We start from the raw sequence: 14847 nt of genomic DNA, 5'->3' as shown, positions 1-14847 counted from the left end.
TGGCTTTTTTATTTGTGCGAAACAATAATTACTGACGATTATAGACCTCTTAAAATCTTTATTCAAAAAGGATTTTTTTGTTTTCTAATTTTTTAATCTACATGTAGACGAGTAGATTTGTAGACTAATCTACATCTTCAGACACTATTTTTCCTATCTGAAAATTTCTAAAAAAATTTTTTCATCGGCATATCTACATTCTTGATTCATCGCTTTATGAACATCTAGTAAGAGCGATTTTACCTTTTCTCGCAGCTACGCATCATAGTTTTTAATCGCTTTTCCCCAGACGAACAATTCCGGCCAATAGTAGCCGGATCTTCAACTCAAGCCTCCGCTAGTAAAAATACGAAGCAATCAATTAATACTCCAAAATCTGGACGGAATTTTCTTCCAATATAGAAGAAAAGAGCAGTTACCGATTTACTGCTTAGTACACGAAGCTTTTGTCCAACTTCAATTTTTTTCATACTATTTTTAACAAAAGGCGCGATATCCGTAACCGCCGTCGCATCCACCAACAAAGCTAGCTCCAACAATGATCAAGAGTATAAACAACATGACTATAAAGGCAAAACCTCCACCTCTGTTCATAGGATAAAATGTTGGAGGTACCTCTTAATGAGCTGACAGGTGCGTTAGCAGAAGATCGGAAAGGCGGCCTTTTGAAAGTATTTGTTTCAAAGCTACATCCGCCCCCATCCGGCACAATCTCAGATGTCCCACACTCTACTGGTGGATCTTAACAACCCCCTTACGATGCAGAGACGCCGAAGCCCATTAAAAAAAGGTTTTCCATTAATAAAAGACCGACTCTATTGCTTTGCAATGTAGGGAACTATCTGATGTAACCTGTTATTAATGCTTATTTAATTTTTGTGCTAGTATAAGAATAGATTTAATTATCAGTCAATTATGAATAATGGATAATCAGAAATGACTAGGAGGTAAACCATGGATTTAAGAGAAGACGTTTCTATACTTTTAAAACATATTTTGGAACATTCTTTTGATGAAATCTTTATTGCTGACGCATTGGGTAATATTTTATACACAAGTCAAACCACCGAAAAAATGTTTGGAATTTCATGTAAACCAAAAATGCATCAAAATATCTTTGACCTCGAAAAAGATGGCGTGTTTTCTCCCTCCGTCATTGCGAATGTATTGAGAAGCGCAAGAAAAGAAACCCTTATTCAAGAAACTATACATAATAGGAAAACTATCATCTCTGGCTATCCTATCTATGATGACAAAGGAATTTTGATTGGAGCACTTAGTTTCTCAAGGGACATAACAGAATTTGAATACTTAAAAAATGAAAACGAACAGGTTGCAAAAGCTGTGCAATTATACAAAAAAGAAATTGAAAAATTAAAAAAACAGGCTATTAACACATATTTTCCTAATAATGAAAAAATGGGAAAAGTACTTGATGTCATTTCAAAAGTAACAGATTTGGATGTAACTGTTTTGTTAGTTGGCGAGTCGGGGGTCGGTAAAAACCGAATCGCACGAATGATTCATGAAATGTCCAAAAGAAGCATTCACCCTTTTATTGAAGTAAACTGTGGTGCCATACCGGAATCATTAATTGAGTCTGAATTATTCGGATACGAAGAAGGTGCTTTTACAGGTGCAAAAAAGGGTGGAAAACAAGGGTATTTTGAAGCTGCGGGGGAAGGGACGTTAATCTTAGATGAAATTGGAGAGCTCCCAATGAACCTTCAAGTGAAATTATTGTCTGTTTTACAAAACAAATCATTGATGAGAATAGGCGGGAATAAATCTGTTCAGCTTTCTTGCAGAATAATTTGTGCCACGAATCAAAATTTAGAAGAACTTGTAAATGCAAAGCAGTTCAGGGAAGATCTTTATTATCGTATAAATATTGTTAAAATTATTATCCCTCCTCTTAGGGAGAGAAAGGACGAAATCCTATCCTTGATTTTCGATATAACGAAAGAAATGAATAAGAAATATGACATGAATAAACGGTTTACACCAGCCATGCTTGCCTGGCTCGGTCAACAAGAATGGAAGGGTAATATTAGAGAGTTGCGTAATTTTATTGAAAAAGCAGTTATCACCTCGGGCGAAGATGAGATTGACCTCGAGATTGATGGTGAAGATTTTGAACAATTTTCAGAAAAGAGAATGAAAGAAACCACTTTGCAAACGTATATGGAATCTATCGAAAAGGAGTTTATTATGCGCATGTATCAAAAATACCCAAGTAGTATTAAGCTTGCAGAAAAATTGAATATTAGCCAGTCTACAGCAAATAGAAAGATACAAAAGTACATAGAAGAGCGCTAGTCACTTTTGACTATATCCTCTCATGAATACTGACTTTTCAAAATGGCATGGAAATTGCTTTTATTTGAGTGTAATTACATTTTGAAGGAGGCAATTAACATGTCTAATAGAAAAGAAAAAGATTTTCTTAATCTTCCCTTTACAGGAATCTGTACGTTTGGAAAATACCCGATTTGTACTGACCTCGATCAACTTGATGCAGATGTAGCTGTCATTGGTGTTCCAAATGATATGGGTACACAATGGAAATCAGGAGCGAGAATGGGGCCGCGTGGAATACGTGAAGGATCTACATTATATAGCTTCGGATTAGACGGTGCCTATGATATCGAAAAAGATATTATGTATTTAGGTCCTGATTGGAAAGTTGTTGATTGTGGCGATGTGGATATGGTACATGGAGATTTACTGCAGTGTATGGAGAATACAGAAGAAGCAATAAAAAAAATCGTTTCAAAAGGGGCGATGCCGGTTATTTTAGGTGGCGATCACTCTATTACGATTCCAGTAGGAAAGGGATTAGCTGAAGCGGGACCTTTCCATGTTATTCAAATAGATGCTCATTTGGATTGGGCAGATCATCGCTCAGGGCAACGGTATGGTCATGGAAGCTGCATACGTCGTTTGTCTGAAATGGATCATGTGGATAAGATTTTTCAGTTTGGTATTCGAGGAATCAGTAGCAGCAAAAAGGAAGATGTCGATGCTGCAAGAGAATATGGAAGTGTTATATTATCACCGCGTCAAATGAGAAAAATGGGAATAGAAAGCGTTTTAGAACAAATTCCAGCCGGGGAACGCTATTTCATTACCATTGATATTGATGGTTTGGATCCTTCGATAGCTCCTGCAACGGGAACCCCTTCTCCAGGCGGTCTCATTTATGATGAAGTAAATGAATTACTCGAAGGGATTGCGAAAAGGGGGCAGGTCATTGGGTTTGATATGGTCGAAGTAGCACCTCCATATGACCATGCGGGTATGACTGGACAAGTAGCAGCACGGCTTACTTTAGACTTAATGAGTTTTATTTTAAAAGAAAGAGAAATAGTGAGTGCTACTAAAACAGAAAAAATTTCCTTATGACTTAGAAAATATGTCATTGGTTTATTTGGCTCTTAGATTTACATAGAAAACGACTTTCTATGTAAATCTTTTCAATCGATTCGACGGACGTATCACAGGGAACTTACAAAAAAGAACCGGAGGGGTGTCTATGAAAGTAGAGACAAGGAGCATTGAGTATATTCCCGAAAATGAACGGCATGGGAAAGCAAGAGGGCTATTCCCAGTTTGGTTTGGTGCCCAAATGCATTTGACCACTCTAGTTACAGGAGCCTTATGCATTAGTTTTGGATTAAATCTTTTCTGGAGTGTAATGGCAATTATTACTGGAAATTTACTCGGAGCCATTTTTATGGCCTCGCACTCCGCGCAAGGACCAAAACTTGGTATTCCTCAAATGATACAAAGCCGGGCGCAATTTGGTGTTATTGGTGCTGTGATTCCCTTAATACTTGTCATATTTATGTACTTAGGATTCTTTGCGAGCAGCGGTTTGCTAGGTGCTCAAGTCTTGAGCAACTCATTATCAATTGATTTGACATGGAGTATTATTATTATGAATGGCATCACTTTCATCGTTACGATGATAGGTCATGACTTAATTCATAAAATGCAGAAATATTTATCATGGTTCTTTTTTATCATATTCTTAGCTGCGACAATAGTCGTATTCAATTTGCCAATACCAGCAGAAAGCTGGTCTCCGGCTGGATTTGAATTTTCAACTTTCATGTTATGCGTTAGTATTGTAGCTACCTGGCAGCTCTCATTTGCTCCGTATGTTGCAGACTACTCGAGGTATTTACCGATTGACACCCCTCCAGCTAAAACATTCTGGTATACGTACGCAGGATCAGTCATAGGAACCGTATGGATGATGCTATTAGGAGTCCTTTTAGCTGTTGCCATTCCTGGTTACCTTGAAAACTCCGGGACTTATTTGTCTCAATTGCTTGGTAATCGATTTGTGTTTATTATGCTTCTGGCCATTTTTTTAGGCCAACTCTCTATCAACGTGTTTAATTTGTACGGTTCTTTCATGTCAACAGTATCAACGATTGAGCCTTTTACAAAATTAAAGGTATCTCCAAAAGTAAGAATGTTTTTTGTCTTAGGTATCACTATTATTGGAACTTTATTAACAATAATCGGAAAAGGGAATTTCTTGGAGTATTTCACCAACTTTATTTTGTTGATCAGTTACTTTTTAATCCCTTGGACGGCCATAAATCTCGTTGATTATTATGTACTTCGAAGAGGAGAGTACAATATTAAGGACATGTTTGATTTAAACGGGCAGTATGGAAAGGTAAATTGGATTACAACCTTTTCATTTTTAATATCCATCATCGTTGAAATACCTTTTATCAATACATCTATCTATGTCGGCCCGATTGCCCAATCTTTAGGGGGTGCTGATCTTGCATGGATTGTAGGGCTGATTGTTCCATCTTTACTCTACTATGTAATGATGAAAAGAAAATTATATCATTCACCAAAAGTTTCACTCAGTGAGAGCAAAACTACAAATCTTCTTAGGTAATACAGTGGAGTAAGCATAGTTTCATGGACACATTTTAGTTAAGTCCTTTATTTCATTATGGGAGTTGCTTCGGCAACTCTTTTTCTTATGGGGGTACCGTCAGCAAAACGCGGATATACAACGTTAAGGGGATCTGGATGCAAAAATAGCCACTCCCTCCAAAAACTATTAATCTATGTCAAAAAGTATATCAATAATATGAAATGTTTCAAAATGAAAAAACATACTTAATGACACACGGAATATTACCTGTTTTCCAACGTGTCATTAAGTTTTCTTTTGACAGTAGCTACAACATGAAAAATACATTAAACATTAAATTACTGTTGTTAAATGGCAATAAAGATGTTTAAACCAGTAAATAAAGTTGCTACACATTATTAATATGTTGTTTAAAAACGTTAGTCATATTATTTCATTAAAGGGCCATTTAATGGAATAATAGGTTGGATAAAACCCCACTTTTTATACAGCCATCAGGAGTACCAGAGTGTCCTGTAATATTGATTTATTAACGATGTATAAAAATCAGATACGATTGACAGAAAGATAATAATAAAGTTAGCTGAATTTAAGTAAGTAATAACTTTCAAACGCTCGCTTCATCATATGTGGCATAATGCCACTCGTTGTGCATGTTAATGTTCCTTGTTTAGACGGTTTATTCATAATAAACATAGCACCTTCTTTTCCAAGCTCCATAAAATAAAGTGTTTCGTGTTGGAATGATCGAAGTGGTTCATGATGCATTTGTTTGACAATATTTTCAACAGCAAGTTCGCCCTGGAGCTCAGCAGCACGCCCTGTTTTTGTTCCTTTGATATTATTTGCATCACCAACAACATAAATATTTTCCCATTGAACGGATTGGAGAGTTTCATGAACAGGTAGGATGCCATTTTCATGCTCAAAATCTTTCGATGATAGAATACATTCCTTTCCTTTATAAGGAGGCAAAACGAGTAAAAATGAATAAGGAAGTCGTTCTCCGTTATTCAAATAGACCTTTCCATCATCAACCTGTTCAATAGAAACATTACAGTAGTACGGTATCTGTTTTTCCGCCATTAATACTTCAAGCTTCTCTGTCGGCTCTTTTCCATTTCCGTCAAATAGCTCTTTTTCATATGTGAAAAACGTCATGGGGCATTTGATACGACGCTCTTTGAGATATGCATCCAACTCAAATAAAAACTCATAAGAAATACCTTGGTTCGGATTCTCCTGCGCAACTCCTATAACAATTGGTTCACCTTCTTCCATTTCTTCAAGCTTTTTTCTTGTTTTAAGAGCAGATGATACATCATAGATAGATGCACTTTTCCCTTCTAATCCTTTTATTCTTGCCCAGTCAGGAGAAGCGCCTGATGCAAGTATTAAATAATCGTACTCAATGATTACATCATCATTACATATCACATAATTTTGTTTTGGCATAAGTGATTTGACACTTTTTTCAATGAACCTAACACCGATCTTTTCAAATGTTGGACGAAGTGGAAAGGAGAGCTTTTTAATACTATGTTTGTGAAATGGAAGCCAAATTAGGGATGGACGAAAAATAAATTCTTCCTTATCAGAAATAACGGTGATCTCATGTTGAGAATGTTTTAATTTTTTTCTAATCTCAACAGCAGCATTTAACCCTCCAAATCCACTACCAATAACAACGATACGCATCGCATTCACTTCACTTCCACTTTTTTCTTTAGTTTTTTCTAAACCATGCCTATTTATGTTTTATTTCTACACGTTTAAATATATTTAAGGCGTTTTATAACTTATTTGTTGTAGCTCTTAGATTTTTTAATATTCAATAATCGTGCGCTTTAGTCGAACAAGAAGTTAAAGGGTGATACATATTAAACATGTCTAATATGTATCACCCTTTATTTTTATAACTTTTTACAATTTAGGTCTTGATAAAAAAAGCATCTTTCTGTCATTCCGAATGTGTCGCTTCGGACCGATAACCACGGACTGTACGGCTCACGCCTACATTCCGTAGGTTCCTGTTCCATTTACGGCTAAGGCCACCATACCAACGAGCCGAAAACCGGAAAATCAGGATTGAAAGATCAAAAGAATAAAAGACAAAAGGAGAGCAGCCGAAACGGCTACTTTGTTGGGATTCTCTTAGCGTATAAAATTTCCGAAAAGGGCGGTATAGCATTATTGCTACTTTCCGTAAAAGTACACTATTATGAACGGTGTTTATCGACTGTAAAAAGCAATCTACTCCCATTCAAATCACTAATCACTATTCACTTGGGGTACTAGGGGCAGTACTAACGCAAAAACAAAATAACCCCTGCCCAACTTTTTAAGGCTGGTAACAGAGGCAATTGCAGTAAACCATAGATGTTTCGAATTATAGTATTACCCCAAACATGGTTTGCGTATCCAAAGAGATTTAGCCTGTCATGATACCAAGCGCTATTCAAATGGACAGGGAATTGGGAAATAATGAACGTTAATGCGGCCACCGATATTTGTCAGATCAAAAAAAGAGCTTTAATTATCTTATGAACAAATATAAAAAACCACAAAAACTGCCTTTTCAACTCAGGTAGCTTCTGTGGTTGGTTTCAACACATTTGTAATTTTTACAAAAGCGAAAGAATTATACCCCAATTTGGAAAATAAATGTTTATGTATCGTTTATGGTTAAGTTCCAATGCTATGTTCTACTGCATTATCCCAACTGGGAAAATAATACAATGCATTTTTCATTAACTCTGGATCTGACTTCTTTACCTCTTTCTTCCGAGGTGGCTTTCCTTCTTTTTCTACTAATTCAGAAATTTGATTCACGACTTCTTCAACACTCATACTTACTTCCATATGTATCCTCCTTCTCGAGATTTAGTTATATATATATTTTCCTATTAAAGAAAAATAATACATTTTTTCTATCTGAACTGCCCAGTTCGAAACGAAGGCGTCATTGGATTTACAAAATCGATTGCTCTTGAACCTGGTCAATATGGCATTACTGCTAACTGTATTGCTCCATAAATAAAAGTAAAAGTGAAATTGCTTTAACTCGTACGATTGAAACAAAAAGCTAAAGCAAAGACTGAAGCTAGTACTAGCAATGATGAAATGGATTCAATCGATATTTTGCTTGAAGGTAAGAAAGCACACTCTAAAAGAATATACAAGCCCTACCCCTACTAGAAATGATGTTGGTTTATAAAAGTGTTTGATCATTTAACAATACACTATGTGTTATGAAACTAAAGCCGTCCTTTAGCATAAGAAAAGAATCTTAACAAAAATGTTTAATCAATCTTAACTTAGATCAATAACATTTTTAACTTTTTCATATTTCGACAGCGTTTTCATTTGTTGTCCTTTATACTTTTAATTTGATAGAGAAATGATCAAGAGATATTAAAGTGGATTAAACAAGCGCTAGTTTCATAATGAATACATTATTTCTATATTGGTTTAGTTGCCTTAAGGAAAAGACAATCTATCAGTATATTAAACATCAGAACTCAATTAAGTTTGGCGGAGGGATATGAGTGAGGGTAAACATCGGAGTACAGCAGATTGAAAATTATGCTAAATTAGAAGATAAAGTTTTGGTAAAGATGGTTCATAGTGGAGATAGCGAGTCATTGGCTTTTTTAATTAATAAATATCAGAATTTTGTTCGTGCGAAGACAACCCCATACTTTTTAATTGGCGCAGATAAAGAAGATCTTGTTCAAGAGGGAATGATTGGTCTATATAAAGCTATTCGTGACTTTAGAGAGGACAGGATGACTTCTTTTAAAGCTTTTGCTGAACTTTGTATCACTAGACAGATTATAACCGCGATTAAAACGGCTACTCGTCAAAAGCATGCACCTCTAAATTCGTATGTTTCTCTTGACAAGCCTCTTTATGATGAAGAATCTAACTATACACTTATGGATATGATATCCGGAGAAAAAATAACGAATCCCGAAGCATTAATCATTAACCAAGAAAAAGCTGATGATATAGAACTAAAAATATCAGAATTGCTTAGTGATTTGGAAAGAAGAGTGTTGGCCTTATATATGGATGGACAATCATATGTGGAAATTTCTGAAGAACTAAACACGCATGTAAAGTCGATTGATAATGCTCTCCAACGAGTAAAAAGAAAACTTGAACGGCATCTGGGGATAAGGATGGCTATCTGATAACTTCGTTTAAATTTCCCAAATTGATATATAGTTCCATTTGTTTTTGTGAAAATTAAAAACGTCGTTATTTTCAACCCCAGAAGTTACTTGGAGGGCATAGGCAGTTTCTGTGGTTTTTTCATTGCCCATAAGAAATTTTATGTTAAATAGACAAACAAAGAAATTGTGCTTTACTTATTCCCGCAATGGGCGCAATTCTGTAGCAAGAATTGTGTTCTTTCTTTATGTTAAGGTCATTTAAGGTATATTTAGGCAGTATAGCTAAATAAACTATGAATAAAATCACTTCTTAATATTTAACGAATAAGAGTTTTGTTACTATAAAAATAAGTGAAATAAGGAGGTGTTTACGGTTGGAAAAGAAAGTATTAGTTGTCATTGATGTGCAAACGGCCGTTGTTGAACACGGGTATAAACGCGATAAGACAATTGACAAAATCAACCGATTAATTCGTTGTGCAAGAGAGCAACAGATACCGATTATATATATTCAACACGAATATCCAGAAGGTCCGATGAGTAAGGGCGAACCTGGATGGCAGTTTCACCCGCGACTTGAGAAGCCCCTCCATCAAGAGGTTACCATCTATAAAACCGTACCAAATTCATTTACTCACACACCTTTAAAACAAACACTCGACAAGCTAGACGCAACGCACATCTACATTTGTGGGGCACAGACGGAATTCTGTGTTGATTCTACATGTCGAGGAGCCTTTGATTTAGATTATAACGTCACCCTCATCACAGATGCTCATACCACGAGTGATGCAGATCACCTATCAGCCCCCCGCATTATCGAACATACCCATGTAACGTTAAAGAATTTTTGGAGTCCAAATGCAACAATAACTTTGGAAAAATCACTAGATCTTGACTGGATAAAAAATGAAGTAAACCCCAAATAAGGGATAGACTAGTAACCTTTCATTTAGGGTTCTTCAGCAATTGGGCGCGATTCTTTAATAAGAATCGCTTTTCTTATAGAATTAACAGATGCTTTACTTCAATAAGGAAGATTGCTGAGGCAGCCTTTTTCTTATGGCAATAACGGGGCAGGATAGGTTTATTAAGAATAAAGTCGCATGTGCTATAATTTGGAATAATCAAAATGTAAGGTTAAGGGGAAATGTTAAACGTGGTGAATGAATTTTATTAAAGCCAAATAATTTTAGAAAATCATCTTGTTAAGTTAATTCCATTTGAAGAAAAATACAAAGAGCAGTAAAAAAATATCATTTATGATGAAGAGGTTTACTCTACAATAGAGTGTAAGAATGATGCAGAACTCAACAAGTACATAGATGAAACCGTTAATCAAAGAATGTTGGGCTATTCATATCCTTTTATAGTGATTGATAAAAGAACCAATGAAATTGCTGGTTCAACAAGGTTTGGACATATTCAGTTTAATAATAAGCGATTGGAAATTGGATGGACTTGGTACGGTAAGCCATATATGAAGACATCGACTGATTGTCCTCTTTTAAGAGTTAAGGGGAACACAGCTTCTTCAAAGGAAATCGTCGCTACGCTGTCATAGTGGCCAATCGAATCAATCGTTTTATCTTCGGGTGCTGTATATGTATAGAGAAGTGCTTCATCTTGCTTTGTTACCTCAACACCCTCATCTTTCAATAAAAGCACGAGTATTGTCTAAATTGGTGAATAGGCTTCAAACGAAATGTCAACGGGTACTGCACGTCCATCTAGAGATAGAAAATACTCGAGTTGATCGTCTGTCAGTTCAACAATATCTTCTCGCAGCTCATAGCCATTTTGCTTTGCTAATACTTGTGTATAATCCGTTTCCCCATCCCCATTACCGTTCGAACGAGGCGGATAAAAACCTTTTGTATCGTGTGCAATTTCCATTACATACTATCATCTTGCTCAACTATATAGGAGACTGCTAGAGTTTTAGGAGCTTCGTCAAATTGAACCGACATGACAACTGGCTCTTTTAAATGCGTTTTAGGCCAAGCGAAATACGTTCCTAGCGCTATAATCACCACTAAAATTATGATCCATTTCTTCACCTATTTGCCTCCCTGCTCACTTCGTTTTAAAATTTTCTGCCTAGTGTTAAAGATTCATCCACTGAAACTTATAGGCAAATATTATTACTTCTATTCTATCGTAAATATCAAAAGCCGAGACTAATTAATTAGTCTCGGCTTAGTTTCAAACAAACGTACTAAAGCTTTTGAATGTATCTAGCGTGCAAAATAGTACTTAAAATATACGCAAATTACCGCCTAAAGTGACATACAAGTGTTTTCAGATACAGTAGGCATATCAGAGATAGCAAGCACATCTGATATAGCAACACATGATATGCCTAACTTTTTTTCCTATTTCGTACTCTGTTTCAAACGAATGAAGTGTTCATTTTAAATATCAAATAGATATTTTTGTTGTTATTTCCTAAAAACACTCTACTATAATAGTAGGGAGGTAGCATTTGCCATGAAAAGAATACTAGTGTTTCTAGCTACATTTATGTGTTTGTTATGGATCCTTGCACCATTTGTAAAAGGTCAATTTCAAGAGGAACCAAAAGTATCGGAAACAAAGGCTGAAAATAAAAAGAAACTTAAAGCCGAAAACGCTTCATCTCACGCTCATACACCTGTTCCGAAACAAAAAGTAACGGCAGCAACCATAGGCGCTGTGGGAGATATTTTAATTCACGATAGGGTGTATATACCCGCCCGCAAGTCAAACGGCTCGTATGACTTTAATCCGATGTTCCGATTTGTGAAGCCCTATCTGGGAAAAACGGATATTACGGTGGCTAATCAGGAAACGATGATTGGCGGGAAAGAAATAGGGCTTTCCTCATATCCTTCCTTTAATTCACCAGTAGAGGTGGGAGATGCTCTAAAGTCAAACGGGGTTGATCTCGTGACAATCGCCAATAACCATACACTTGACCGGGGAGAAAAGGCCATTTTGAATGCGATTAACCATTGGAACAGTATTGGGATGCCTTATACAGGAGCTTATCAATCGTCTGAAGACCAGCAGATCATTCGGGTATTAAAAAGAAACGATATTACCTTTTCGTTTCTCAGCTATACGTATGGAACGAACGGGATTCCTGTTCCTGCGGGGAAACCGCATCTTGTGAATTTAATTGATACCTCGAGAATCCAGGCGGAAGTTAAAGAAGCAGAGAAAGTTTCAGATGTCGTTGTGGTCAGTCTGCATTTCGGTAAAGAGTATGAACGGTTGCCTAATGATGAACAAAAGCTGCTTGCTCAAACGACAGCTAATGCAGGTGCTGATATTATTATTGGCCACCACCCACACGTTTTGCAGCCTGTTTCATGGCTTACAAAACCAAACGGCGAACGGGCATTTGTTGCTTATTCACTTGGGAATTTCTTATCCGGCCAGCAGGGAGATTACAAAGACATCGGCGGTATTATGCAAATTGGCGTAAAAAAAATCCAAACCGGGGATGATGTGAAAATCGAACTACAAAATCCAAAATTCCTGCCAACCTGGGTCAACCGGCCATATGAGATCATTCCAATGAAAGCCTTGAGTGATCAGTCCGACAAATATAACGAAATCCAAAAACATATGAATCAATTCATGCCTGAACTGTCATTTGATTTTTAATGAAGGTACAGTCTTTGGACTTGGAAAAAACTAATTGTTTTACATAATGAAAAAGCCACCGGCTATGTAGCCGGTGGACCGCATATTCCTCCTAATAAGGTAAACACTATTGTTCCAGCTAAACGGCTTGAACCAACAGACGAACACGACTCATTGACAAAGAACCTATTCCGCAAAACATATACGAAAAACTGTCATATGAGGTTATTTCTCTTATATCTAAAGTTGAAAGTGGTGGGATTTAGATAACATAGTCCGTATTATTAAGAAATAAGAAAAAACAAGATATTAACCCCTTTGTTCAACTAATAGGTGCGTTCGTATTATAAGGTCGACCAGTAAAAATTACTGGCTGACCTTTTTTTAATAGAATCTATTATATCAGCAGCCAGGGTAGGACGTACGGGTGCGGGGGACATGATCCCGTGAACTAAACTGTCCGCCCCCTACTTGTAGAAACATGTTTGAGGCTGTTGTTGGGACGTAGATCTCGTATAACAAGCGAAGCTATGACACTATATGGAGGACTAGGGGTACTGGTAAGTAAGTAAGTAAGTAAGTAAGTAAGTAAGTAAGAGGAGGAAAATCAGAGCTGTCTTTAAGGTAGCTTTTTGTTATACAACTATCGGGGCAGGTTATTCAAGAAGGGTTTTCTCTAAAATGCTAGAAACATATACTTGTGTAACAAAAAGTGGTAGTTTATTTGCTCTTATTTAATGTTGCTTTGACCAAAAATTAAATTGAGTTTATTAAGAGGGGGGAAAAACATTGAATGTGATTAATCTGATAATTTATGAAATAGAACATACTTATAGTCAAGATAACTGGTACTCACCATTAAAACTTGTAATAAATGACCTGACTGTTGAGCAGGCAGTATGGAAGCCTAAAAACAAGACAATAAATTCTATTTGGGAAACTACTGTTCACTTGCTATATTACAAAGAGCGGTTGTTATTGCGGTTACAAGGAAAAAATGCAGAGTACACTTCAAATAACCATGATACCTTTGCATTTGAGGGAGATTCTCAAGAAGATTGGGATGCTTTAATAAGAAGAATGCATCAAGTCAATCAAGAAATATATGAGCACGTTCAAAAATTGAGTATAACAGATTTAGAAAATGATATATCTAAACATCCCCTATGGAAACATATTAATGGTGTAATCCGTCATGACGCTCATCATGCGGGGCAAATCATAGTAAATCGAAAATTACAAGGTGCATGGCCAGTCTATGAAAATAAAAACAGGTAGTTATGGAATTAAACATTTCTGTTGTTCAACTAAAAAGTGCGATACTTCAATAACGAAGTGTCGTTTTTTCTTGTAGAGCTAAAGGGGCAGGTTAGTTGAACAAGAAAAATAAAAAGCATTCTATATTGAATGGTTTTTACCTTTATCATAATTTGGTGATGTACTAGAGTGTGTTAATATGCGGTCTAATACTTTTTCAGTAAATGGCATAAAGTAAATAAGTATTAGCCCCCCTTTAACAAACGGTTAATAATGTTCCAACGCCAATTGGTCCATTTAAAATCATTGCCATTATCAAGAATACGAGGTAAATGAATGTTCTCGAAAAAAATATTTGCTCTAGTTAATTCTTGTATGATTAATGTTAATCGGACAACTGGAATCGGTGCAAAATTTGTATGTAAATATGTTGCAGTTCCTAATCCTATAACAACTAAACCGATTCCAAAACAAACATCTTTGCTGTACCATAGTTCAGGTGTTATCAAATTGTGCAATAAAAAAGCCACATATCAATACCAAGACCCGTTATAAATGCCGTTAACAACCCCAAAACTTATGGTCTTTGTCTTTTTAAAAATGAATTACAACATATCAATATTAAAGCTATTATTATTTCCCAACTTCCCACAGTAAGCCTCACATTTATAGACAGTCCTAAAAGTGCATCAAAAGGTGAAGTTCCAAGGTCTGATTGTATAGTGAAAGAAATACCAAGGGTTAATATTAAAATTCCTAATAAATAAAAACATATTTCACTTTACTAGACCTCTTTATTATTATTTTTTTGTTGCAAACGCAACAAAGTTAGGTTAAATTTAATATATGTTATTTTTATTGCATTTGCAACAA

General features: G+C 36.0%; 15 protein-coding genes and 1 pseudogene. 8 read left to right on the top strand and 8 right to left on the bottom strand.

Translation table 11 applies throughout. From position 1 onward, the window contains the following. Positions 1 to 326: 326 nt before the first annotated feature. On the bottom strand, positions 327 to 470 hold the full coding sequence (locus tag JFV29_RS15410) for a hypothetical protein (RefSeq protein WP_201185025.1): 144 nt from the start codon (positions 468 to 470) through the stop codon (positions 327 to 329). A gap of 7 nt (positions 471 to 477) precedes the next feature. After that, positions 478 to 594 carry a YjcZ family sporulation protein gene (locus JFV29_RS15405; protein ID WP_201185024.1) on the bottom strand — a complete coding sequence of 39 codons (117 nt, stop codon included), beginning with the start codon at positions 592 to 594 and terminating at the stop codon, positions 478 to 480. Between the two features lie 8 nt (positions 595 to 602). Between JFV29_RS15405 and JFV29_RS15400 the strand changes: the two genes are divergently transcribed. The 4 genes from JFV29_RS15400 (at position 603) to JFV29_RS15385 (ending at position 4927) form a co-directional block, all read left to right on the top strand. After that, positions 603 to 746, top strand: coding sequence for a hypothetical protein (locus JFV29_RS15400; protein ID WP_201185023.1), 144 nt, complete (start codon positions 603 to 605; stop codon positions 744 to 746). 208 nt (positions 747 to 954) lie between these two features. Beyond that, complete coding sequence (locus JFV29_RS15395) at positions 955 to 2319, top strand: sigma-54 interaction domain-containing protein (RefSeq protein WP_201185022.1); 1365 nt, start codon at positions 955 to 957, stop codon at positions 2317 to 2319. A 99-nt stretch (positions 2320 to 2418) separates the two neighbouring features. Continuing rightward, a complete protein-coding gene (speB, locus tag JFV29_RS15390; RefSeq protein WP_201185021.1) occupies positions 2419 to 3405 on the top strand; it encodes an agmatinase in 987 nt (328 codons plus the stop codon). A 130-nt stretch (positions 3406 to 3535) separates the two neighbouring features. Then, positions 3536 to 4927: a purine-cytosine permease family protein gene (locus tag JFV29_RS15385; RefSeq protein ID WP_201185020.1), complete on the top strand. Its 1392-nt coding sequence runs from the start codon at positions 3536 to 3538 to the stop codon at positions 4925 to 4927. A gap of 561 nt (positions 4928 to 5488) precedes the next feature. Here the strand turns inward: JFV29_RS15385 and JFV29_RS15380 are convergent. Both JFV29_RS15380 and JFV29_RS15375 read right to left on the bottom strand, forming a co-directional pair. Beyond that, positions 5489 to 6607 (bottom strand): NAD(P)/FAD-dependent oxidoreductase, encoded by a 1119-nt coding sequence (locus JFV29_RS15380; protein ID WP_201253581.1) that lies wholly within the window; start codon positions 6605 to 6607, stop codon positions 5489 to 5491. Positions 6608 to 7594: 987 nt separating this feature from the next. Beyond that, positions 7595 to 7771: a homing endonuclease associated repeat-containing protein gene (locus tag JFV29_RS15375; RefSeq protein ID WP_200949504.1), complete on the bottom strand. Its 177-nt coding sequence runs from the start codon at positions 7769 to 7771 to the stop codon at positions 7595 to 7597. A gap of 686 nt (positions 7772 to 8457) precedes the next feature. Between JFV29_RS15375 and sigH the strand changes: the two genes are divergently transcribed. Then, positions 8458 to 9105, top strand: coding sequence for an RNA polymerase sporulation sigma factor SigH (sigH, locus tag JFV29_RS15370; protein ID WP_201185018.1), 648 nt, complete (start codon positions 8458 to 8460; stop codon positions 9103 to 9105). A gap of 356 nt (positions 9106 to 9461) precedes the next feature. Beyond that, positions 9462 to 10016 (top strand): cysteine hydrolase family protein, encoded by a 555-nt coding sequence (locus tag JFV29_RS15365; RefSeq protein ID WP_201185017.1) that lies wholly within the window; start codon positions 9462 to 9464, stop codon positions 10014 to 10016. 496 nt (positions 10017 to 10512) lie between these two features. Here the strand turns inward: JFV29_RS15365 and JFV29_RS15360 are convergent, their stop codons facing one another. From JFV29_RS15360 to JFV29_RS15350, 3 genes are read right to left on the bottom strand one after another with little or no spacing between them, the layout of a single operon-like run. Next, positions 10513 to 10755: a hypothetical protein gene (locus JFV29_RS15360; RefSeq protein WP_201185016.1), complete on the bottom strand. Its 243-nt coding sequence runs from the start codon at positions 10753 to 10755 to the stop codon at positions 10513 to 10515. A gap of 9 nt (positions 10756 to 10764) precedes the next feature. Then, a complete protein-coding gene (locus tag JFV29_RS15355) occupies positions 10765 to 10983 on the bottom strand; it encodes a hypothetical protein (protein WP_201185015.1) in 219 nt (72 codons plus the stop codon). Continuing rightward, complete coding sequence (locus tag JFV29_RS15350; RefSeq protein ID WP_201185013.1) at positions 10983 to 11147, bottom strand: hypothetical protein; 165 nt, start codon at positions 11145 to 11147, stop codon at positions 10983 to 10985. Before JFV29_RS15350 ends, JFV29_RS15355 begins: the two co-directional genes overlap by 1 nt. Before the next feature lie 430 nt (positions 11148 to 11577). On the opposite strand from JFV29_RS15350, the gene JFV29_RS15345 reads away from it, so the two are divergent. Further along, positions 11578 to 12738, top strand: coding sequence for a CapA family protein (locus JFV29_RS15345; RefSeq protein WP_201185011.1), 1161 nt, complete (start codon positions 11578 to 11580; stop codon positions 12736 to 12738). 774 nt (positions 12739 to 13512) lie between these two features. Further along, entirely contained in the window at positions 13513 to 13995 is a 483-nt protein-coding gene (locus tag JFV29_RS15340; protein WP_309559279.1) for a DinB family protein, read from the top strand. 120 nt (positions 13996 to 14115) lie between these two features. Here JFV29_RS15340 and JFV29_RS15335 read toward each other — a convergent pair. Next, positions 14116 to 14749 (bottom strand): annotated as a pseudogene (locus tag JFV29_RS15335) (YczE/YyaS/YitT family protein). Positions 14750 to 14847 lie beyond the last annotated feature (98 nt).

Origin of the sequence: Peribacillus sp. TH16 (genome assembly GCF_016651095.1) — a bacterium.
Lineage (GTDB): Bacteria > Bacillota > Bacilli > Bacillales > DSM-1321 > Peribacillus > Peribacillus butanolivorans.
Note: the sequence above shows the minus strand (reverse complement) of the source record. Positions and strands in the feature narration are given on the sequence as shown.